The organism is Chroococcidiopsis sp. SAG 2025 (genome assembly GCF_032860985.1).
Taxonomy (GTDB): domain Bacteria; phylum Cyanobacteriota; class Cyanobacteriia; order Cyanobacteriales; family Chroococcidiopsidaceae; genus Chroococcidiopsis.
The window spans coordinates 4998635-5020596 of record NZ_JAOCNC010000001.1 but is presented as its reverse complement, the minus strand read 5'-3'; the positions used below and the strand labels follow the sequence as shown (position 1 = coordinate 5020596).

General features: G+C 44.8%; 20 protein-coding genes and 1 pseudogene. 9 read left to right on the top strand and 12 right to left on the bottom strand.

The genetic code is table 11. The features are described 5' to 3' along the window. Positions 1-59: 59 nt before the first annotated feature. Positions 60-548: an allophycocyanin subunit beta gene (locus tag N4J56_RS24685; protein WP_015156292.1), complete on the top strand. Its 489-nt coding sequence runs from the start codon at positions 60-62 to the stop codon at positions 546-548. 120 nt (positions 549-668) lie between these two features. Here N4J56_RS24685 and N4J56_RS24680 read toward each other — a convergent pair whose 3' ends face one another. Next, positions 669-2057, bottom strand: a complete 1389-nt coding sequence (locus N4J56_RS24680; protein WP_317108847.1) for a chlorophyll a/b binding light-harvesting protein — start codon at positions 2055-2057, stop codon at positions 669-671. 478 nt (positions 2058-2535) lie between these two features. On the opposite strand from N4J56_RS24680, the gene dusB reads away from it, so the two are divergent. Continuing rightward, the gene (dusB, locus tag N4J56_RS24675; RefSeq protein WP_317108846.1) at positions 2536-3564 is read left to right on the top strand and encodes a tRNA dihydrouridine synthase DusB; all 1029 of its coding nucleotides are present in this window, start codon (positions 2536-2538) and stop codon (positions 3562-3564) included. On the opposite strand, the gene N4J56_RS24670 is transcribed toward dusB, so the two are convergent. Further along, a complete protein-coding gene (locus tag N4J56_RS24670; RefSeq protein ID WP_317108845.1) occupies positions 3543-3785 on the bottom strand; it encodes a hypothetical protein in 243 nt (80 codons plus the stop codon). The genes dusB and N4J56_RS24670 overlap by 22 nt on opposite strands. A 28-nt stretch (positions 3786-3813) precedes the next feature. After that, positions 3814-4005 (bottom strand): CsbD family protein, encoded by a 192-nt coding sequence (locus tag N4J56_RS24665; RefSeq protein ID WP_317108844.1) that lies wholly within the window; start codon positions 4003-4005, stop codon positions 3814-3816. Positions 4006-4995: 990 nt separating this feature from the next. On the opposite strand from N4J56_RS24665, the gene N4J56_RS24660 reads away from it, so the two are divergent. After that, complete coding sequence (locus N4J56_RS24660) at positions 4996-5313, top strand: DMT family transporter (protein WP_317108843.1); 318 nt, start codon at positions 4996-4998, stop codon at positions 5311-5313. On the opposite strand, the gene N4J56_RS24655 is transcribed toward N4J56_RS24660, so the two are convergent. Further along, a complete protein-coding gene (locus N4J56_RS24655; protein WP_317108842.1) occupies positions 5310-5447 on the bottom strand; it encodes a hypothetical protein in 138 nt (45 codons plus the stop codon). The two genes, N4J56_RS24660 and N4J56_RS24655, sit on opposite strands and share 4 nt — an antisense overlap. Positions 5448-5467: 20 nt before the next feature. On the opposite strand from N4J56_RS24655, the gene N4J56_RS24650 reads away from it, so the two are divergent. The 4 genes from N4J56_RS24650 to N4J56_RS24635 all read left to right on the top strand — a co-directional run bounded on the left by N4J56_RS24650 (position 5468) and on the right by N4J56_RS24635 (position 12698). Next, positions 5468-7114, top strand: a complete 1647-nt coding sequence (locus N4J56_RS24650; protein WP_317108841.1) for a flavin monoamine oxidase family protein — start codon at positions 5468-5470, stop codon at positions 7112-7114. Between the two features lie 119 nt (positions 7115-7233). Continuing rightward, positions 7234-7629, top strand: a complete 396-nt coding sequence (gene speD, locus N4J56_RS24645) for an adenosylmethionine decarboxylase (RefSeq protein WP_317108840.1) — start codon at positions 7234-7236, stop codon at positions 7627-7629. A 66-nt stretch (positions 7630-7695) separates the two neighbouring features. Further along, the gene (locus tag N4J56_RS24640) at positions 7696-8613 is read left to right on the top strand and encodes a fused MFS/spermidine synthase (RefSeq protein ID WP_317108839.1); all 918 of its coding nucleotides are present in this window, start codon (positions 7696-7698) and stop codon (positions 8611-8613) included. Positions 8614-9413: 800 nt separating this feature from the next. Then, the gene (locus N4J56_RS24635) at positions 9414-12698 is read left to right on the top strand and encodes an EAL domain-containing protein (protein ID WP_317108838.1); all 3285 of its coding nucleotides are present in this window, start codon (positions 9414-9416) and stop codon (positions 12696-12698) included. Here N4J56_RS24635 and N4J56_RS24630 read toward each other — a convergent pair. The 6 genes and pseudogenes from N4J56_RS24630 to pgl form a co-directional block, all read right to left on the bottom strand. Beyond that, positions 12649-13285 (bottom strand): annotated as a pseudogene (locus N4J56_RS24630) (molybdenum cofactor guanylyltransferase). The gene N4J56_RS24635 and the pseudogene N4J56_RS24630 overlap by 50 nt on opposite strands. Before the next feature lie 118 nt (positions 13286-13403). After that, complete coding sequence (locus tag N4J56_RS24620; protein ID WP_317108835.1) at positions 13404-14279, bottom strand: SDR family oxidoreductase; 876 nt, start codon at positions 14277-14279, stop codon at positions 13404-13406. Between the two features lie 437 nt (positions 14280-14716). After that, the gene (locus N4J56_RS24615) at positions 14717-14950 is read right to left on the bottom strand and encodes a DNA-directed RNA polymerase subunit omega (RefSeq protein ID WP_015156280.1); all 234 of its coding nucleotides are present in this window, start codon (positions 14948-14950) and stop codon (positions 14717-14719) included. 211 nt (positions 14951-15161) lie between these two features. Then, positions 15162-15467 carry an FHA domain-containing protein gene (locus N4J56_RS24610; protein WP_015156279.1) on the bottom strand — a complete coding sequence of 102 codons (306 nt, stop codon included), beginning with the start codon at positions 15465-15467 and terminating at the stop codon, positions 15162-15164. Positions 15468-15498: 31 nt separating this feature from the next. Beyond that, positions 15499-16413, bottom strand: coding sequence for an FHA domain-containing protein (locus tag N4J56_RS24605; protein ID WP_317108834.1), 915 nt, complete (start codon positions 16411-16413; stop codon positions 15499-15501). A 37-nt stretch (positions 16414-16450) separates the two neighbouring features. Continuing rightward, entirely contained in the window at positions 16451-17182 is a 732-nt protein-coding gene (pgl, locus tag N4J56_RS24600) for a 6-phosphogluconolactonase (RefSeq protein WP_317108833.1), read from the bottom strand. A 294-nt stretch (positions 17183-17476) separates the two neighbouring features. Here pgl and N4J56_RS24595 point away from each other — a divergent pair, with 294 nt between their 5' ends. Both N4J56_RS24595 and N4J56_RS24590 read left to right on the top strand, forming a co-directional pair. Then, on the top strand, positions 17477-18109 hold the full coding sequence (locus N4J56_RS24595; protein ID WP_317108832.1) for a TIGR04282 family arsenosugar biosynthesis glycosyltransferase: 633 nt from the start codon (positions 17477-17479) through the stop codon (positions 18107-18109). A gap of 89 nt (positions 18110-18198) precedes the next feature. Continuing rightward, positions 18199-18876: a TIGR04283 family arsenosugar biosynthesis glycosyltransferase gene (locus N4J56_RS24590; RefSeq protein ID WP_410500585.1), complete on the top strand. Its 678-nt coding sequence runs from the start codon at positions 18199-18201 to the stop codon at positions 18874-18876. 32 nt (positions 18877-18908) lie between these two features. On the opposite strand, the gene hflX is transcribed toward N4J56_RS24590, so the two are convergent. Together hflX and cofG are read right to left on the bottom strand one after the other, a co-directional pair. Beyond that, positions 18909-20645 carry a GTPase HflX gene (hflX, locus tag N4J56_RS24585; RefSeq protein WP_410500584.1) on the bottom strand — a complete coding sequence of 579 codons (1737 nt, stop codon included), beginning with the start codon at positions 20643-20645 and terminating at the stop codon, positions 18909-18911. 99 nt (positions 20646-20744) lie between these two features. Continuing rightward, positions 20745-21695 carry a 7,8-didemethyl-8-hydroxy-5-deazariboflavin synthase subunit CofG gene (gene cofG, locus N4J56_RS24580; RefSeq protein WP_317108829.1) on the bottom strand — a complete coding sequence of 317 codons (951 nt, stop codon included), beginning with the start codon at positions 21693-21695 and terminating at the stop codon, positions 20745-20747. Positions 21696-21962 lie beyond the last annotated feature (267 nt).

Sequence of the window (21962 nt, the reverse complement as noted above, 5' to 3'; positions counted from 1 at the left end):
AATTTTCAGCACATAAATTCGGCAATTAAAAACGCAGCAATCAGTTGGAGAAAAAAATTATGCAAGACACGATTACTTCTGTTATCAATCCTGCGGATCGACAAGGTAAATATCTCGATACACCTGAGTTGGAAAAGTTGAGAAAATATTTCCAAACAGGAGAGTTGCGCGTAAAAGCAGCTGCTACTATCAGTGAAAATGCCTCTAGTATTGTCAGTCAAGCGGTAGCAAATTCGCTTTTATACGGAGATATCACCTGTCCTGGGGGTAATATGTATCCCACTCGTCGCTATGCAGCCTGCATTCGCGATTTAACCCTGTTCTTGCGTTATGCTACCTACGCTATGTTAGCTGACGATCCTTCCATTATTGAAGAGCGGGTTCTTTTTGGTTTGAAGGAAACCTTCAGTACTCTGGGTGTTCCGATTCAGCCAACCGTGCAAGCAATTCAAGCATTAAAGGAAGTCACGACTCGTTTAGTTGGTGCGGAAGCTGGGCAAGAAGTTGGAACGCATTTAGACCACATTTGTAGTGGTTTAAGTCAGTGACCGGTAGCTAGTTACCAGGTCGTTTAGATCCCCCCAACCCCCCTTAACAAGGGGGGCTTTTAGATCCTGTATCTGCCAGTCACCAGCCATCGATAACTGGTCACTGGTCACTGATAACTGTTAACCCCCATACAACTTGCTAGATTTTTGTTTTTGGTAAGTAGCCTCGTAAAGATTCTGAGGCATGGGGGAGGGATATTCTAATTTTGATTTCTCCCCATTAGAACTTTCGTAAAAAGTTTTTTGCTCGTCGTTGGGATAATTGAATTGGTAAAGCACTTGTCGATGATTGGGCTGTAATTTTGTCCTTGTGGATACAACTGAATTTGAAGAGGGTTCGTAAAGATAGTTCAAAGATTTTTGTGCAGATTCTTGGTAAGCAAAAGCTGGCTGAAGGTCAACTTGAGGAGATTCATAGAATGTATTCCAATTGGGTTGAGGCTGGTGGTTGAAAGCTCGCTGATATGCTAGATTTGCAGTTCTAATTTCCGAGAAAGCTGCCTTCCAAGATTGTAGAACGGGTTCAAAGTAACCAGATGCCAGTCCAAAATGCCAGAGAGAACCCTGAAGAGTGAAGAACGATAGGTAAAAGTAGGTATTTGCCAACCAAACGCGAGTTGTAGGTTCTAGTTGGTTTGGGTCAAAGTAGTGGGGTAATAAGGAAGATTTGAGGCTTAAGGGCGCACCATAAAACTCAACTGGATAGGCGAGGGTATTAAATCCGCAAAAGTAAGAGCCAGCAAATCCCGTCAAGGCAAGACTAAATAAGGAGTAAGAAAGAATGGCGTTACCAGAGAAGAGAAAACGTCGTTTGACCCAATCCCACGGTTCTGTAATAATGTGCCACATTCCTGCCACAATTAACAGCGCACCAACATAAATGTGACCGCCAACAACATCTTCGAGATTGTTGACATCAAATAGATGACCGATGCGGTCTAAAATGACCCCAGGATTTAAAGTTGGGTCGGTAACAACGCGCACTTGTCCGATATTAGCATCGTAAAGTCCGCCAAAAAACATGGCTTTTGCTACTAACAACAAAGCCCCTATTCCTAAGAAAACCAAGTGATTTCCTAAAATAAAACTCAATTTTTTAGGATCGTCCCAACTAAAATGATATTGCCGCGCTAGAGGATTTTTAGACTCTTCTAAGCTTGCCGGAACTTGCCAGCGGTGAAATAAAGTGCCTGCTATAAAAACTGCGGCGGAAACAAGCAGTACAACTCCAAAAGCAAAAAAGGGATAAGTGTCGGTGACTTGACCGTCAGAACTCTGACTCCATCCTTGTGTAGCCAGTCGAGGTAAGAGAAATAACCCTTGTTCTGACATCGGACGGTCAGGAGAATATCGACTAATTTCTAACAGTATCAGCGCACCAATACTAAAGGCTACGATCGCAGCATGGGCAATATGAGCAGTCAAAAATGTGCCTGATAAATTAGTTAGGCGCGCATTACCAGCCCACCAAGGATATTGGGCTTTGCGATCGCTTGCAGTTTCGATCATTATTTATTGTCCTCACTTTCAAATCGGTCTACTGAAAGTCGAGATAGCTTGTGAAAAAGCTTCTGTTACAAAACTTCAAATTAAGCGCTCAAAAATGAAAGAACGATCTTGACTTCCAAGCCAAATTCGGACGTGAAACAGCGCTGCAAAGATGGGTATTCCCTCTTTACCAATTGCGATCGCTTCAACTGAGAAAACTGTTACACTGAGCCTGCCAAGTCATGCGTTAACAGTCTTATATAGATGCGATCGCGGTGAATGGAAATTTTCATTATTTTCATCTTTAATTATTTCTGAACTTGCAAACTATTCGCAATCACAAGAATTATTTCGTAATATTTGTATATATCCTTTAATTTGCTCCTGCTAAAATTTAGTAGCGATCGCCCGATCTGATGAAATGAATACTTTGTCGCGCGATCGCGCGAAATGAATACTCTTTATCGTTAAAGTAGAAACTCTAACTCCTTTCGTTCCTATGGTTGCTCTATCTCCTAGCTTGCAAGCTAGACTCTCAACACCTCTTAAAATCGGCTCGTTTGAAGTCAATAGTCGAGTCTTACAATCACCGCTATCGGGTGTAACTGACTTAGTGTTTCGCCGTTTAGTGCGCCGCTATGCTCCAGAGTCAATGATGTACACCGAAATGGTGAATGCCACCGGGCTGCACTATGTCAAAGAGCTGCCTAAAATTATGGAGGTAGAACCGCAGGAAAAACCAATTAGCATTCAATTATTTGACTGTCGCCCTGACTTTTTGGCAGAAGCAGCCATCAAAGCTGTTGAAGAGGGAGCAGATACAGTCGATATTAATATGGGTTGTCCGGTCAATAAAATTACTAAAAATGGTGGTGGTTCTTCGCTGTTGCGACAACCAGAAGTTGCGGAAGCGATTGTCCGTTCTGTGGTGCAAGCCGTCGATGTACCAGTGACGGTAAAAACTCGCATTGGTTGGACGGATAAAGAAATAACTATCCTAGACTTTGCCAAGCGGATGGAAGATGCGGGGGTGCAAATGATTACCGTTCACGGGCGTACCCGCGCCCAAGGCTACAATGGTGCGGCGAAGTGGGAATGGATTGCACGGGTTAAGGAAGTGTTGTCAATTCCCGTGATTGGCAATGGCGACATTTTTTCGGTAGCAGCAGCAGTGAAGTGTTTGGAACAGACAGGTGCAGATGGGGTGATGTGTTCGCGAGGGACGCTAGGCTATCCGTTTTTAGTTGGAGAAGTAGATTACTTTCTCAAGACAGGACGAGAATTACCGTCTCCTACACCAGTCGAACTCTTGCAATGTGCTAGAGAACATCTTCAAGCACTGTGGGAGTACAAGGGCGATCGCGGCGTGCGTCAAGCCCGCAAACACATGACATGGTACGCCAAAGGTTTTAACGGGGCAGCTGAATTACGTGGTCAACTCAGCATTATTGAATCTGTGACTGAGGGGTTAGAACTACTCGATCGCGCGATCGAACAACTTGATCGTCAGTTATCAGTTGTCAGTTGACAGTGACTAGTGGTAAGTGGGGTGTGGGGTGTAGGGTGTAGGGTATGGAAATTGTAAATTTCTTTCTCCCTCAGCTGGGCGACTCCCCCTTGTCTCCCCCCTCTCCCTTGTCTTCCTTGTCCCTCTACTCCCGACTCCTGTACGGGCGGGTTTAGAAACCCGCCCCTACCGACTCCCAATAAATTAAGGCAAGAGACAACTCGATCCCTTGCCAACTCCAATCGCGCCTAACTCTTGACAGTTTGACACTTAAAAAGTTTTGTCGATGAAATCTTTAGCTTTATCTTTAACATCTTCTTGAGCGTGCATTGTGGCTGCATCCTCTTGTTTTGCTTGTCCTTCCAACTTATCTTTGGGATCGCCTGTCAGCTCGCTCATCGCTTCTTGAGCTTTACCTTCAACGTTCTTAGCAACTGCTTCAACTCTTTTTTCGATGCTCATATCAATCTCCTACTAAAACTACTCGTAATTTCTACTATAAGCAGGATGTAAAGTATTTATACGTATAGCTTGTAGGATGAACGAGAGATCTAACATCGCTCGTCAGTCAGATTTATTAAGTAGCGATCGCCTATCTTAAGACCGATATCTGTGAGTCTTTAGAAAGATTTAAGTTTCACTGCAAGAAAACAAAAAGCAGAACACTGAATACTTGCAGCTTTAAAATCGCCTTTTTTCAACTATGTAATTACTATGACCAGGCTGTACCAGCATTGTTAATCGATGCTAAATGTATAGCTAGAGACAGCAACAATATCAACTCTCGTTATAAGTCGTACAGCAAATTTTAGGTAATTAACTGTATTACTCATAAAATTATTTTTTAACTCTAATAAGAACAACTAATAAGTTGCCAATCGAAGTTAGTGAATACCAGATTTAAACCTTCTCAAACATAAAGAAATTATAAATTCATAACTGTCAGCAACTAGGAATAGACAACTCTCTTCTTGTAAAACTAGCTCAAAACCGTTCTGCTGAAGCTACCGCTACTAAAGGGGTTCAGTATCAAATCTCTATGAAGATAATCAGATTTAGCATCTTACTTATCCGTAATTAGTAGCTGATTTCCAGTCGCACAATCGTTTTTGCAGTCCGTGGAAGTTCAGTATTTCGTTAAATCGGCATTTTCACTGAATCGACTTGCAAGTTTTTCTTAAAGTTCAGCTTGTTTTTAACTATTGCCCGTAAAAATACTGTGGTTCCAATAATGAATCTAATATATATTTTTTAAGGATTTTGAAAAACTTAAAAAAATCCGAAAGATTTTTGGCAGTTATTGAGTATTAACGCAATATAAGAGTGCGAAGCTTTTATGCAAATAAGTCAATTTATTTGATAGTAAAAATAACAGATATAGCTGAATTCACTAGGCTATAAAACAACAAAAAATGTCTGATTGTAAAATTTCAAGTTTAAAGGAGCGAGTTTATGTATTTAATGATGGTGTTAGTTGCCGCATTTGCTTATACCTTGGGTGGAATGTATATGAAACTTTCCAAGGGACTATCTGAACTCGTACCTAGTTTGCTAGTTTACTTCTTTTTAATTGCCGGGGCTAGTATTGAAGCCATAGCCATGAACGACTCTAGTTTAGGAGTCACCTATCTTTTCGTGGTTGGGTTAGAATTTATTTTGGCATTTTTAGTCGGAGCTTTGCTTTTTCGCGAAAGCTATTCTCATGGCAACCTATTTGGTGTATCTTTGATTGTTGCCGGAATTATTCTTTTGAGTGCAGGAGAATACTAAGCAGATGCTTCAGCGATCGCTTCATCTAAATTAAGTACCATAAAAAATTTTGACAGGGCAGTAAAATTAAACGTGTTTTCCCGATCGCCACTACAGCCACCAGTCAAAGCGCGATCGTACTTAAACAACTTCAATCAAACTTTAAAAAAAATCTATGGGTCGTTCATTATTGTTTCAAGACCTTAAACGTGCTATAAAAATCGGACTTTACGCCCAAAAAAATCATCTCTCAATCAGTCAGGGTATCGAACAGATAGCTCAGATGCAAGCCAGTGCTGCTCAATCCACGGTACGGGAAAGAGAAACCCAACTAACGGGAACAGCTCTGGGGAACGTGGCGATGCAGCTAGAGCGCTCTTACGTTTCGCCTCAGGGGGAGCGAGATGTCAAAATTGGCATTGTAGGCGCGGGATTGGCAGGTTTAGCTTGTGGCTACGAACTAAAACAGCAAGGGATCTCTGCCACAATTTACGAAGCGAGTGATCGCGTCGGCGGACGTTGCTATTCGCTCGGTAAAACATTCCCTGGAGCCGCGAAATTTCCCCACCAAGTCATCGAACGGGGTGGAGAACTGATCGATAGCCAAAACAAAACTATCCTGCGCTGGGCGCGACAATTTCAACTGACGCTGGAAGACGCGTCTCAGCAGCCAGGAGAATTCGCTTGCTATTTCAACAGACAGCATTACACTCAGTCAGCGATTTTAGAAGAATATCAAGCGTTTCTAGCTGAAATAACCCGAGATCTACAAGAAATATCCGCCACACCAACTGTAGATTGCTTTACGTCAGCGGATGCACGATTTGACCAAATCAATTTATTGGAATATCTAGAAAAACGCCAAGTAGGAGATACAATTAAGGCTGCAATGAATGCAGCCTATATGGCAGAATATGGGCTGGAGTTGGAAGAACAAAGCTGTCTGAATTTTTTGTTGGTGGTACGAGACATTGAAACATCACAAGCTTCTCCCTTTCAAATTTTTAGTGACGAGCGTTATCACATCGTTGAGGGTAACGAGCAAATCGTCCGAGGATTAAGTCAAGAACTCCAAGGACAGATTGAGTTGGGGATGAGACTGGTGAGGGTACGCAAGAATTCAACAAACCGCATAGAAGTCACTTTCGACAACGGCGATCGCACGATTGATGTTGCATACGATGCCGTAGTATTAGCAATTCCTTTTTCACTACTGCGTCAAGTCGAACTAGACGCAAACCTAGAACTACCAGATTGGAAGCGGGAAGCAATTGATAAACTCGATCAAGCAACTCACGCCAAAATGATGCTGGGTTTTAACGGTCGTCCTTGGGCAGATCGTGGCAGTAGCGGTGCATCATACTCTAATTTGTCCCACCATCAAACCACTTGGGAAACAAACCCAACTGGAGCAAGTCGCGATCGCGCCATATTAGTAGACTTTTCTAGTGGTAGAAGGGGAGCGACGCTCGATCTCAATCGCGTGCAAACAGAAGCGCACCTATTTTTGAAAGATTTGGAAAAAGTTTATCCTGGGGCGATCGCCCAAGCAACACGCGATCGTGCTGGCGATCTCCTCGTACATCTAGAAAACTGGACTGCTAACCCCCTCGCCCAAGGTAGCTACTCCTGTTACAAGCCAGGGCAATTTACCACGATTTGCGGTAACGAAGGCAAGCCAGTTGACAACCTGTTTTTTGCAGGGGAACACACAAATTCTTTCTATGAATGGCAAGGCTACATGGAAGGAGCAGCCCTATCTGGGATTAAAGCCGCTAGCGACATTTTGCAACATCTCAAGCTGACCATCTTGCGATGCTGAAAATCTACATAGCTAATGTTTGCTAGCTAAATTTTGCATAAACCAACAAACACTCTAACAGGCGGTGATACTACCGTTTTCGGGAAGAACAATTTTTTGTAAAGAAAGAGATTAGCCCTATGGAAAAGCGATTCGATTTTTACGGTCGGCATTTGCTGCTGAATTTTTCTGGTTGTGAAGCTGACATGGACGATCTAGAACAGATCGAACGCGATATGGTCAGAGCAGTTAGTGCAGTAGGAGCTACCATTGTGGCGCATCTCAAGCACAAATTTGAACCTTGCGGCGTTTCGGTTGTGTTAATGCTTTCCGAGTCTCACGCCAGCATTCACACATATCCAGAATACCGAGCTTGTTTCTTAGATATTTTTACCTGTGGTGATTTAGATGTCGTACCCTTTGGTGAAGTATTAGAAACACTCTGGCGACCGAAATGGGTTTCCAAGCAATTGCACGAAAGATCCGATCCGGCGATCGTTCAAGCGTCGCAGTTGCCATTAATGCTGAGAAAGTGAGTCGGAAATAGTAGTGGCGCACAGCCGTGCGCCACTACAAAAATAGACATCAGGAGTCCATCAAACATGAGTCTAGAATTTAGTAGCTGGCTGAGCGATCAGACAACCTCAGATGAAATTCGCCTGTTGCGGCGAGTTGGAGGTATGGAGGCTAAATCGACTCAATTTCAAACGATGGAATTTGCCAAAACAGCAGCTTTCGGTGACGTGCTGGTGTTGGATGATACGATTCAATCGGCTGAGGTCGATGAGTATCTATATCATGAGGCGTTGGTACAGCCAGCAATGGTGATTCATCCCGATCCGCAACGGGTATTAATTATTGGTGGCGGGGAAGGTGCAACACCGCGAGAAGTTTTGAAGCATCCCAACGTCAAATCTTTGGTGATGGTGGATTTAGATCGAGAATTGGTGGAATTCTGTCAGCAAAAACTTCCTTCTTGGCATCAAGGTGCTTTTAGCGATTCGCGATTGGAATTGTTACATACTGATGGTCGCGCATATTTGGCACAGCAAGAAGCTAAGTTTGATGTAATTATCCTTGATATTACTGATGCTTTAGAAGAGGGACCCGCGATCGCACTTTATACCAAACAGTTTTATTTCCTTTGTCAGCAGCGACTCTCAGAATCGGGGGTAATGGTAGTCCAAGGATTTTCTCTTTCGCCTCTGAAATGGACGGAACACGCTACAATTCGGCGGACTATTCATAGTGTCTTTCCTATCGTCCGCAGCTATTCTATATTTATTCCCTCTTTTGCTTGTACGTGGGGATTTATTATTGCTACCAATAATATTGACCCTGCTAATTTGAGTCATGGTGAGATCGAGCAGAGGATAGGCGAGCGCAATTTAGCTAACAAGCTCAAAGCATACGATGCTGTGAGTCATACAGGTATGTTTGGCTTACCAAAAGATTTACGGCTTAAATTAGCACAGCCTGGAAATGTTTTGGAAGATGGTAAACCTCTAGTTTTTGAGTAGAAATAAATCGTTAGCTAACACTTTATGTTAGTAAGAATTTCATCAGAATCGTAGATGAAAATATGCATAAAGGCAGGAGTCCTTGTAACGATCGCTACTCCGTTTCCTAGGACTAACTGAGATATTTTTTATACCCAATTGGCAATCCGTGCAGAGATTTACAGTAATTATTTTTTCTAACTAAGATTTAAGCAATTCTTTGTGCAAAGAAGAGTAAAATTAAGCTTTTCTCTATGGCAATTAGCACGATCGCCGATGCATAATAACTACTTAAACCTCCAACAGCAGCTACTCAGGACTAATTTTCGACTGTTTTTTGCTTCAGACTTTTGGATTTTCGATTCAAACAAGGATTCATTTTAAAAAATCTCAAGTTTGACTGCATAATCAAAAATTTTCTTTACAAATTGCAATTATTAGCGCGCTCGACTTTAAATGAAATAGCATTGGTTGAATTGAGCTTGACGACTTGTTTTTAATCGAATTTAATGAAGAGGCATCAGGTAGCTATTGAAGTTAAAATTTTCAAGTCAACAGCAAAAATTAAAAACTATGTACTTTTTTATTACTTTTATCAGTTGATGCTAGAGGCTAGGGTTATGTTGCAATTTACTGGGAAGAGAAAATGAGTCCTAGAAAAATATCACTCTTGCAGTCAGTAGCAACCATTTTAGCTGTACAGTCTCGCTCATCTCGTCAGCAGCATACTCAACCTCACTGCTTGCAAGTCGTGCAGAAACGAGGTGAGATTGTTAAATTGCTTGCCAAGTCCAGTCAACCATTGCTGCTTATGCCATCTTATGACGCTGCGTAAAAAGACATTAATCATTACTGGCATGACGCTATTCAGTCTATTTGTAGCGCTGTATAGCACTTCCAAAACAATTTTATTAGATGGGTTTACCCAAGTGGAAGAACAGGATGCCGATCGAAATGTCCGCCGCATCGTACAAGCATACAATGATGAGCTGAACAAATTAAACATCATGAATGGCGACGAGGCAGAGTGGGACGGCACTTATACCGATATTGAAACTGGCAATCTTGAATATTTTCAAAACGCATTTAACTATGCTTCGCTCGTAAGATCGAATCTCGATCTAATTATGTATATCCGTCGCCGCGATCGACGGATAGTTTATAATGGCTTCATCACGCCCTATACAAAACAGGCTTTACCAGTACCAAAAAGCCTACAGAAATACTTCCAACAACCAGAATTTCTACTACAACCAGATAATGACGAGCGACAGCAAATGGGGCTGTTGCAGCTACCTGAAGGACTGATGTTGATTGCCGTGCGGCAAATTTTAACTAGTGAAGGCAAAGGTCCCAATCGCGGCATTCTCGTCATGGGACGCTATCTGGATGTCAAGCAGCTAGCAGCAAAGACTCACTTCGATATTGCCTTAGAGCGATTAGACCATCCGCCCATACCCTTAGACTTCCAAAGAGCAGAGCAAACTTTAATTAAAGACAAGCAAGTCTTCGTGCGATCGCTAAATGAAAGTACGATTGCTGGCTACGCGATGCTGCGAAATATGGAAGGGAATCCAGCCGCAATCTTGCGCGTAAATTTACCAAGGCAGATCTACCAACGCGGACAACTCAGCGTTCGTTATCTCGTGTGGTTGTTGTTGTTGGTTGGTTTGGTCTTTAGCGTCACGACTTTACTGCTATTAGAAAAATTAGTCCTGTCGCGCATAGCGCGTTTAAGCAGCGATGTCAGCCGAATCGGTGCTAGTAGTGACCTGCGTTCCCGCGTTGAAATACCTGGTAACGACGAATTAGCCTGTCTAGCCAGTACGATTAATTGGATGCTAACTCAGCTGAACCAATCTCAAGCGGCACTACTGAAAAGTGAAGAACGCTATCGCGTATTTCTCGCCCAAAGCTCCGAAGGTATTTGGCGTTGTGAATTAGAGCGACCAGTAGCAATTCAAGCTGCTCTAGAGATACAAGTCAATGACTTTTACCAGCACGGCTATCTCGCAGAATGCAACGAAGTCTTGGCACGTATGTTCGGTTACGCCAGTGTAGGTGAGATGTTAGGAGCTAGGATCGGTGAATTTTTACCCAAGTCCATTCCCGCTAATATAGAGTTTTTTCGCGCCTTCATCAGTTCTGGCTATCGCCTGGTAGATGCTGAATTGTGCGAGTTCGATCGCCACGGTAATCTCCACTACTTTCTCAACAATCTCATCGGTATTGTCGAAAATGGCTACCTAGTGCGAGTTTGGGGCGTACAACACGACATCACCGCCCGCAAACAAGCAGAAGAAGCCCTCGTCAGGGCAAAAATCGCTGAAGCTGCCAACTTAGAACTAACGCGAGAAATTAACGAGCGCAAGCGGATCGAACTTGCTCTCTCGCGTGAAAAAGAACTAGCACAAGTGACGTTACACTCAATTGGCGATGCCGTCATTACCACAGATGCAGAGGGTTACGTTCAATCGCTCAATCCTGTAGCAGAAAAACTCACCCGTTGGGATGGCGAACAAGCTAGAGGACTACCCCTCGATTGTGTCTTCAAGATCGTCAATGAAATTACGCGGGAGACATTAGACAATCCCGTAGAGCGAGTTTTAGATGAAAGTCGGATTGTCAAATCCTCATACAACACCTTGTTAATCGGACGGGATGGGACGGAATTCGCGATCGATCACTCAGCTGCACCGATTTATGCTAGCGATCGCCAACTGATCGGTAGCATTTTAGTGTTTCGCGACATCACTCAAGCCAACACGATGGCGAGACAACTAGCATGGCAAGCCAGCCACGACCCCTTAACCGAACTCTACAACCGACGAGAATTTGAGAAACGCTTGGCTACCGCCGTCCACAGCGCCCAAAATGGCAGCATCCAGCACGTCCTCTGTTACCTCGATCTCGATCAATTCAAAATTATCAACGATACTTGCGGACATGCAGCCGGAGATATGCTGCTGCGTCATATTAGCAGCTTGCTACCGACTCAATTACGTAAAACCGATACTCTAGCCCGCTTAGGTGGAGATGAATTTGGCATCCTGCTCTACTCGTGTCCTTTAGAACAAGCAACTCAGATTGCTAGCCTGCTGCGGCAGCAAATCAACGACTATCGCTTCGTTTGGCAAGACAAAACCTTTACCGTTGGTGTCAGCATTGGTCTAGTAGAAATCAATATTAATACTCCTAGTGTTGCTAGCGTCTTAAGTGCTGCCGATGCTGCTTGCTACGTTGCCAAAAACAAAGGGCGTAACCGCGTCCACGTCTACCAACTCGACGACACCGAACTTGCCATTCAACAAGGAGAAATGCAATGGGTGACGCGCCTACCTCAAGCATTGGAAGACAACCGCTTTCGCTTATTCTATCAGCCCATTGCCGCGATCGCTCCGACCAGCGTTGGATTGCCACATCACTGTGAAGTGTTGCTGCGGCTGGAGGATGAGACGGGAAAATTAGTCTCGCCGATGGCATTTATTCCTGCTGCCGAACGCTACCATTTAATGCACCGGATCGATCGCTGGGTGATTCAAACTTTGTTTCGTCACTTAATGCTGTCCTCAACTGCTCGTCTGCCTCATGTTTATGCAGTTAATCTATCTGGTGCAACGCTAAATGACGAACAGTTTATTTCTTTTGTTCAAGAGCAATTTGCTCTCACAGAGATTTGTCCCCAGTTAATTTGTTTTGAAGTTACGGAAACTGTAGCCATTACGAATTTAGCGAAAGCCGCAGCCGTAATGCGCCAACTCAAAGCGCTAGGCTGTAGCTTTGCCCTAGACGACTTTGGTAGCGCCATGTCTAGCTTTGCCTATCTGAAAAATTTACCTGTAGATTATTTAAAGATCGATGGGGTATTTGTACGGGAAATTGTCTCTGACCCGATCGCTGCTGAAATGGTAGCAGCGATCGCTAAAATTGCTAGCGTTATGGGTATTCAGACCATCGCTGAATTTGTGGAAGATGAGTTTATTTTAGACAAGCTGCGCCAATTAGGAGTTGATTACGCTCAAGGTTATGGCATTTCTCAACCGAAAGCGCTCACGCTCAATCCCCCTGTGACACGGTTGCATAGTCAGCTGGGGTATTGCAGTTAAATAATATCGAAGGCTCGAAATGGGATAGGGGTTGAACCGGATGTTGCGCCAACCACCGCTGAAAAGAGCGCCCACCCTGCTCGATATACTCTTCCAGGGTAGTAAGGCAACTGCGACGATAGAAACCGCACAAAGGCTCCCAGCCTTTAGGATGGCGTGGGAGTAGCGCGATCGCCTCCTTCGGCATTTCTGCCAGTTCGCGCGCCCAATCTTGCAACACTTCCAACTGCAAGCAAGGCAAATCGCACGCCAGTAACAGCACCCACTCCGTTTGTACGTGAATTAATCCTTGGGCAAAGCCCGTTAAAGGGCTATTGGTAATTGGTGAGTTGCTGGCGGCTAGTGACTGGTGACTAGAATTGCTTCCTTGTCCCCCTTGTCCCCTTGTCCCCTTGTCCCCTGTCCCCTGCTCCCTGCTCCCCTCCCTGCTCTCTAATAAACTCACACCCAACAGGAAGCAAATGCTGATAGCGCTCTTGCCAAGGAGTTACAACGTAGACGCGATCGCATAGTGCAATTGCTACTTCGCACACTTTTTGCAACAACGGTACGCCATCAACTGGAAGTAGAGCTTTATCCCGTCCCATCCGCGAACTTTTACCCCCTGCTAGAACGATGCTAGAAAGGGACGTTGGAAGTGGGAGTGGGAGATTGGGAGTCGGCAATTTACCTTTTAACTTTTGACTTTTAACTTTTGACTTTCACTCAGATTGCTAAATAGCGCCGTAAAAAACTCTCTAGCTTTTCCATTTTTAAATGATAGATTTCCTCTAACTGAGTAATTTCTTCGCGAGTGCAGAAAAATTCGTTGTCTAGTAAAGTGCGGAAAGTGCCTAAAGCTTTTTGCAAGGAAGGATTAAACAAACCCGTTACAGTTCTAAATCCGTCTACCGCAAGTAAGGGAGGATTAATAATAATTGGCTCGATATTGAAAATCTTACCGAGAATGTGCGGTACATCTTGCCGTTGTAATATTTCCGCTCCTCCAACCGAGAAAGTTCGGTTACGCGCTTCTGGAAGCATGAATGAGTTAACAATCATTTGTGCTAAATCGTCAGTACTAACAATAGAAGTGCGGTTTTTGCCATCACCAACTAGTAAATAAATTCCTGTTTGCCGAAATCTTTCTGCCAATGGTAGGAGGTTAGAGGCAAGTCCGGCTGGACGCAAAATTGTATAATTAATTCCGCTTGCTTGCAAATACTTTTCTACAGCACGCTTTGCTTTGAATACTGGTGCATCTTCATAACCGCGATCTGCTCCTAAGACAGAGATAAAAACAAAGTGCTGTACTTTCTGTTCTTTAGCTCGGTCGATCAACTCAATATTGGCATGGTAGTCTAGGGCGAAGGCATTGCCATCGGAACCGTGAGCGCTAACAATGTACTGTACTCCCTGACAAGCTTTTTGAATATCTCGATCGACTTGCAGATCGCCGATAAAGATTTCTGCGCCTCGATGTTCTAACTCACTATAGCGAGATAGCAGACGCACAAAAGCACGCACGGGCATTCCCCGTTCTCGGAGCGATCGCACCACCCTCCTGCCAATTCCTCCTGTTGCTCCCGTAACCAAAAACATGTTGCTAACTCCCTAGAGGATAAAATGTACGCTTGAGGCAAGTCACAAATTCTCTAGTACCTCATTCATGTTAATCACTACAACAGGAATTAGGGGGAAATTTATTCTTTCGGGTGAAAGTTTTCCGTTCGAGCAATTTAAGCAATTTATTTTATAGCTGATGTCAGCAAGTCAAAAGTTTCGTATGGGTGGGTTTATTTTTAAAGAGCGCATAACTCAGGTGAGATTTATTGTTTAAATGTGCGATCGCACAGCCAATGAGTTTAATTGGATTAACTCAAGCATTTTACTCAGCGACCGCAATAAATAGCAAAAAACGGGCGATCGCAACTCACCCGTTATCAGTTGTCAGTGAAGAGTGAAGAGTGAAGAGTGACTAGAGCCAAAACTAAGAATCTAGCCACTAGCCACCAGCCACGCATGACTTACTCTATTGGCTATTCACCGATAATTTCTGGTTGAGTCAACTCGTCAGACATCTCAATGATGGCGCGGATGACTGGTTTCATCATCGGATCGTCTACATTATCAAAATCTTCATAACGGCGACGTTTAGCACGGTTGGCGACTTGGACGGTAATTCGATAGCGGTTCGATGCTGCGTCGATCAGCTCCTCCGCACGGTGCATAATTTGAGATTGGGTTGTCTCGAACTTAGAACGCTTCAGCATGGCAATTGGTCGTTGAAGATAACTCCCATTGTAAGTCACTTAACCAAAGCAACCGCTCGCATATTCTTTGGTAAAGTCTTGCTTGAGGCTGTTGAAAATATCTTCTGTGGCATCGTATTCAACTAGGTAGCCAAACATACATCCCGCTGGAGTGCCTCTTCTTAACTTCTGCTGTCTGCCTAACTTCTTACACTAGCTCACCTTCAGCTTGCTATGGCAATAACTTAATCTGTAATTGGGGACCGGATTTAGCCAGTCGAATCACCGTACCATTTATGACTGAAATCGATTCTGTAATTGGTTGACCATCTATATAAGTGCCATTTGCGCCTAAATTCACTAACTGCCATTGTCCCCTTGTCGCATGTAATTCGGCATGGTAGCGAGAAACAACAGCACTGTATAGAATTACCTGATTGTCTGTTGCCCGTCCGACGCGGACAACAGATTCAGTTTCAAACGTCCAATTTTGGACGGGAGTACCATTTTGAGGATGTAGCAGAGTAATTGTAATCACTTTAGCCAGATCGAGAATAAGCTACAAGTAGCTATGAAAGTTGAAACAGAAAAGTTACTAAGTCTCCCTTACCTAAAGCAATGCGATCGCCCATCCGCAAACGGTGACGATTACCTGGTAAAAGGGGCATATTGTTGATGTAAGTTCCGTTGGAACTGCCCACATCTTCTATGTAGTAAGCATCTCCTTCAATGCGAATGTCGGCATGAATGCGCGAGACGATTTCGGAATTAGGAAACCCAGCCACATCAACATCTGGAGGAATGCGATCGTTAGGCTTACCAATATGCACCACAGAAAGAGTTGGTGGCAGCTCGATGAGAGTATTGGTCTGGACGTGAAAGAGCTTGGCAATCTGCTGCTGCAATTGGGTTTTGGAACTCGAAACCACGGGCATTGCTGGCATGGGAGTGGGTTGAGATACTGCTGGCGGTGGTGGTGTTGGTGTTGGCGGTGTGAATGGTGCTGGCGGGGGAGGAGGGTTAATACTGCTACTCTTACGAGATTCTGCGATTGGTTCTGGCTCTGGAGTCGGCGCTGGTGGTATTATCGGTTCTGGCTCTGGAGTCGGTGATAGATCGCGATGAATAATTTCCACTACAGGTGCAGGTGATTCTAGCTCTATAGCTGGCTCGACTCTGGGTTCCTCGACTTTGGGTTCCTCGACTTTGGGTTCCTCGACTCTGGGTTCCTCGACAATCGGTTCTGGAACAGCCAAGTTTGGTTGAGTCGGTGGTAGATCACCAAGATCTAGCGGCGTTCCTTCGGCGACAGTTGCTAAGTCAGCACTGAGATCGTAGCCACATTGTCCGCAGAACCTTGCATCAGTTTGTACGGGTGCGCCACAGTTAGGACAACTAGTAGTAGCTGGTAGAGGCGTGTAGCAAGCTTCGCAGGCTTGCGCCCCTTCTGGGTTGAGGTGATTGCAATTAGGGCAAACGATCATGAAGTCAATCCCTGTGAACAGTTTTTGATTTTAAGCGCTACTCTTCGGGTAATTGCAAGCCTTGTCCGGCTGCTCGATCCAACAACCACCAAAGTTCTCCTTGGGGTTGAACGAACCGTGCAGGATAGGTATAATCGTCCGCTACGGATGCAAATACCTGTGCTAATGCCGCTTGCTTGTTCGCACCAGAAACTAAAAATATGGTGCAACGAGCTTGGTTGATAGTAGGGATAGTAAATGTGATCCGAGGCTGTCCATCTTTGTTCCCAACTGTAACTATGCGATCGCATACTTGTAAAGCCGCAGTATGAGGAAACAAGGACGCTGTGTGTCCATCATCTCCCATCCCCAATAAATTTACATCCAAAGCGGGAAATTCACCCGATTTTAGTTGAAAAAACTCTTTAAGATGGGTTTCGTATTGAAGGGCAGCGTCAGCAGGATCGGCTGCATTGGTGGGCATGGGGTGGATATTCTCGGCAGGAATCTTGACTTTATCTAACCAAGCTTGTCGTGCCATCCGCTGATTGCTATCTGGGCTATCGGGAGGAACGTATCGTTCGTCACCCCAAAAAACGTGAACTTTCTCCCAAGGTAATGCTTGGGCAGCGATCGCTTCATAGAGAGGTTTAGGCGTGCTACCACCCGATAAGGCGATGGTACACAGTCCCCGTGCTTGAATGGCGTTGTGCTTTTGGGCGAGGGTGAGTTCGAGCGATCGCTGGACTAGCGCCGCTAGATCTGGTAAGACTTCAACTTTTTTGTGCATTGTTATAGCAGTGTTATAGCAGTGCAATTTATACTCTCAGTTAAAATGTACCGAAGCTGTTACATTTTACAAGGGGCTAGGGGCTAGGGGCTAGGGGCTGGAGGAAGAGAGCTGAGGGAGAGCAGGGAGCAGGGAGCAGGGGGACAAGGGGGACAAGGGAGAGAAGAGAGCTGAGGAAGCTGGGGAAGCTGAGGGAGCTGAGGGAGAAAAACCACGCACCACTGATAACTGACAACTGATAGCTGATAACTGACAACTGATAACTGATAACTGATAACTGTAAAGTTTTGTTTTGTGAACGCTACTAGAATTATCCGAGAAAGTTTAATTATTTTCACCCGCTACCCCGAACCAGGGAAGACAAAAACAAGACTGATTCCAGCTTTAGGTGCAGAAAAAGCAGCTTTATTGCATCGCCAGATGACCGAGCATACCCTGACGCAGGTGAAGCGACTGCAAGTACAACGTTCTGTCAGGGTAGAAGTTTGTTTTGCTGGTGGAAACTCAAATTTGATGATGCAGTGGTTGGGAAATGACTTAATTTATACAGTCCAAGGAGAGGGAGATCTCGGGACTCGCATGGCGCGATCGCTTGCCACTACATTTCACGATGGTGCTGACTATGCTGCGATCGTCGGCACTGACTGCCCTGGATTAAATGCAGAGTCGATCGCAGCAGCTTTTGACCAGTTGCATCGGGTTTGCGATCTCGTTCTTGGTCCAGCTGTCGATGGCGGTTACTATTTACTCGGTCTACGCCGCTTTATTCCAGAGTTATTTGTCGGGGTGAATTGGGGATCTCCTGAAGTCTTGTCTCAAACAGTTGCGATCGCCAAACGGTTGAATTTATCTATTGCTTACTTACCCCAACTACCAGATGTCGATCGCCCAGAAGATCTGTATATTTGGGAGCAGAGATCGCCGTGAAAGGAACAGGGAAGCAATTCAAAATTCAAAATTCCCCGACTCCCGACTCCCGACTCCCGACTCCCGATTCCCGATTCGAGGAAGAGAAGATTTCGATTATTATTCCGGCGGTGAATGAAGCGCGGGTGATTGAAACAACTTTAGCTAGCACGCAAACAGGGACAAATGTAGAAGTTATTGTTGTGGACGGTGGCAGCCAAGATGATACTGTGGCGATCGCATCTGGTTGGGGAGCAAAAGTGTTGTCTATTCCTAGAGGACGCGCCAAACAAATGAATTTTGGTGCAGCCACAGCAACAGGGGAAATTTTACTTTTTCTCCATGCCGATACTCGTCTACCGCTTGGATTTGATGCGATGGTACGGGCTGCACTGGTTAAACCTAGTGCGATCGCGGGAGCTTTTCGTTTAAGAATTGATTCGCCTTTAAGTAGCTTGCGGTTAATTGAATGGGGAGTCAATTGGCGCTCGCGTCTCCTGCAAATGCCTTACGGCGACCAAGCTATTTTTTTAAGATCGTCTGTATTTCATCAGTTGGGCAACTTTCCCGATTTACCAATGATGGAGGACTTTGAATTGATGCGCCAATTGAGACGCAGAGGGCGTATCGTTATACTGCCTACATTCGTGCTTACCTCCCCCCGCCGTTGGCTCAAACAAGGCGTTTGCCAAACTACACTCAAAAACCAGATCGCAGTTATTTCTTATTTATCAGGCGTTTCACCTAACAAAATTGCCGCTTGGTATCGTGGAAAAGTTAGTAGTTGACAGGTGACGGTCAACTGTCACCTGTCAACTAATTACACAGTTGTCACCGCGTATTTAGCTAACTGAAGCAACCGCTGTCGCAGGGTTTCCAATCCCAAACGGTTCTCAGCGGAAATAAATACTGCTTGGGGAAACTCAGATTGCGCCAGTGCGAGAGTGTCGCTATCAGCTCGATCGATTTTGTTGAGTGCCAACAGAATTGGACCCGGGGTAACGGGCATTTCTGATAAGATGCCCATCACAGCACGAATTTGACTTTGCCAAGCCGGATGGGATAAATCTACTACGTGCAGTAAAGCATCGGCTTCCGTCACTTCTTCTAATGTTGCCCGAAAAGCATCCATCAGCGATGCAGGTAGTTCGTGAATGAACCCTACTGTATCTGTCAAGACAATCTCTTGCGGTGTACCTGTCTCTGTATCTGCGATCGCTAGACGGCGTGTCGTCGGGTCGAGGGTAGCAAATAGCTGGTCGGCAGTATAGACTTCAGCATTTGTTAAAGCATTTAGCAATGTCGATTTACCAGCATTGGTATAGCCAACTAAGGCGATTGAGGGGACTTCTTGGTGTTGGCGCTGTTGACGTAAGCGCGATCGATGAGCTTGGAGCTGGTTGACTTCTTGTTGCAGTCGTGATATACGACGACTAATTGCCCGTCGTTCAGTTTCTAATTTTGTTTCCCCAGGACCGCGAGTTCCAATTCCACCACCCAATCGAGACATGGCTTGACCTCTACCCGTCAGACGGGGCAGCATGTATTCTAATTGGGCTAGCTCAACTTGTAATTTACCCGCTCGTGACTGGGCGCGTTGGGCAAAGATATCTAAAATCACTTCGGTGCGATCGACCACTCTAATGCCAATTTGCGTTTCTAGGTTACGCACTTGGGCGGGAGAAAGATCGCGATCGAAGACAATCAAGTTTGCTCCCAAAGTTTGAGCTGTGAGCGCAATTTCTTGCACTTTTCCCGCACCCACGACTGTTTGAGGATGAATGTGAGGGCGTTTTTGTTGTACTACCTGCAACACCTCACCGCCAGCCGTTTCTACCAAACGTCCCAATTCTGCCAAACGGTCTTGAAATTCTCGCGCCGCTGCGTTATCCGTTACTACTCCAACTAGTAAAACGCGATCGCGGTCTGTATCGACTTGTTGACCGATAAATTCTCGTCCGAACTCCGCTTCTAATCCTTCTACCAAATCGAGAAAATCTTGTTTGGTGAGGCTGTCTAAGCTTAGAGGTGGGGATATGCTCCAAGCCGTTTGGGGAGTCGGGAGTAGGGAGTCGGGAGTGAGGACAACAGACTCTAGGTTGGTGCTGGGTACTAGATGGGACAGGTATGCTTCTTTCACGTATCCGGTGACTCCACCACCCCGCTTTTCAAAGCCAGCGCTGGTAATGTTGAGCGTTACCAATGCATCTAGCCTTTGTAATGCCATTGATGTCAGTGCAGCTTCATTTGGCGGCTCTGGTTTGAGCTGTGTAGCAATGCAGCGAATACCGCTGAGTCGTTCTGCACCGTATCGGGGCAATTCTAAAGGCGGGATTTGAGTTTGTCTGGGTGTCCCTACTCCCACTCTGATCGCTTGTCCGCGACGGTTAATATAAACGCAGACGGGCTGGTTAATGTCGCTACTAATTGCCGCTAACCTTTGGGCAAATTCAGGCGTAGTGAGGCGATCGCCTGGTAAGCGTTGATGGTACAGTCTAGCAAGTTGCTTTAATTGGCTAGACTTTAGACCCTGTAAGTTTCCGTAGATAGTCTCGATAGGCTTTTTTATCCTCTAAGTGCTTCATTACTATTCTACAAAAAAGGGAGTAGTGACCAGTGACCAGTTATCAGTGACCAGTTATCAGTTAATTTCAACTTACGACTTACGTCGCCATTGTCTTACAGATGTTTGCAACTGCGATGTCAGCCAACGGTCATATTGAGAATATATAGGTAATCGGGGTACGAGTTGCCATCCTGCGGGTTCTAGAATTTTGATTAATTTTGGTGCAGAAAGATGGGGATAATCGGGGTTAACTTCATCTTTAGGACTAATTCCGCCTAAATCTCTAGCACCAGCTTCTATACAGGCTAACAGCCATTGAGGATCTAGCACTAAATTAGGGGGAATTTGAATTGTCATATCTAAAGGTAAAATTTCCCTAGCTTTGCTAATAACTTCTGGCATTTGATGCGGGTTAAAAGCTGGTGCAGCGAAGCTTTGCTGGCTACCAGGACTGTGAGGCTGCAATATGACTTCTTGTATATGTCCCCAGCGTCGCTGTAGTGTGGCGATCGCCTCTAATGTATCCCACCAATCTGTTTCGGTTTCTCCTATTCCTAGTAATAACCCAGTCGTAAACGGAATCTGTAATTTTCCCGCCCATTCTAATTGTTGCAATCTCAATTGGGGAATTTTACTAGGTGCGTGTCGATGTACTGTTTGTAACAATTCTGGTGTCAATTGTTCCAACATCAATCCCATTGAAACATTGACAGTTTTAAGGCGTTCCATCTCCGCAAAACTTAATGGTCCGGCATTGGTATGGGGTAAAAAACCCAGTTCTAAAGCAAGTTGGCACAACTGGTAAATTCTTTCAAACCAAGCATTTCGATGGGGCGATCGCGGATGTACTTCACCGCTTAAAATCAAGATTTCGCATACGTCTTGCTTTTGCAGTCCCCTCAGAATCTTGGCTGCTGATTCTAATGTCATCCAAGCACTTTGACCGGGATCGGTACGAAAGTTGCAGTAACTACAGCGATTAAAGCATTCGTAAGTTGGAACTAAGGTATAAGCAGGGCTATAGGTGACAGTACCAGTCATAATTAGTTATCAGGGAGCAGGGGGAAGAGAGAGTCGCGGAGCGATCGGGAGCGATCGGGAGCTGAGGGAGAGAACAGAGCAATTACCAATTTTTGATTAACATTTCTTAATTAAAATATTTATACTCATTTTTACATTTAGATACAATCAATCCGTAGAACTTGATGTAAAGAAGAGTTAAAAATTCTTCAGTCGATTAAATAAAAGTTTACAAAAATTGGAGTTATTACTGTAATTTGCCATTCTCGCTCTTTCGTTACCGAAAAA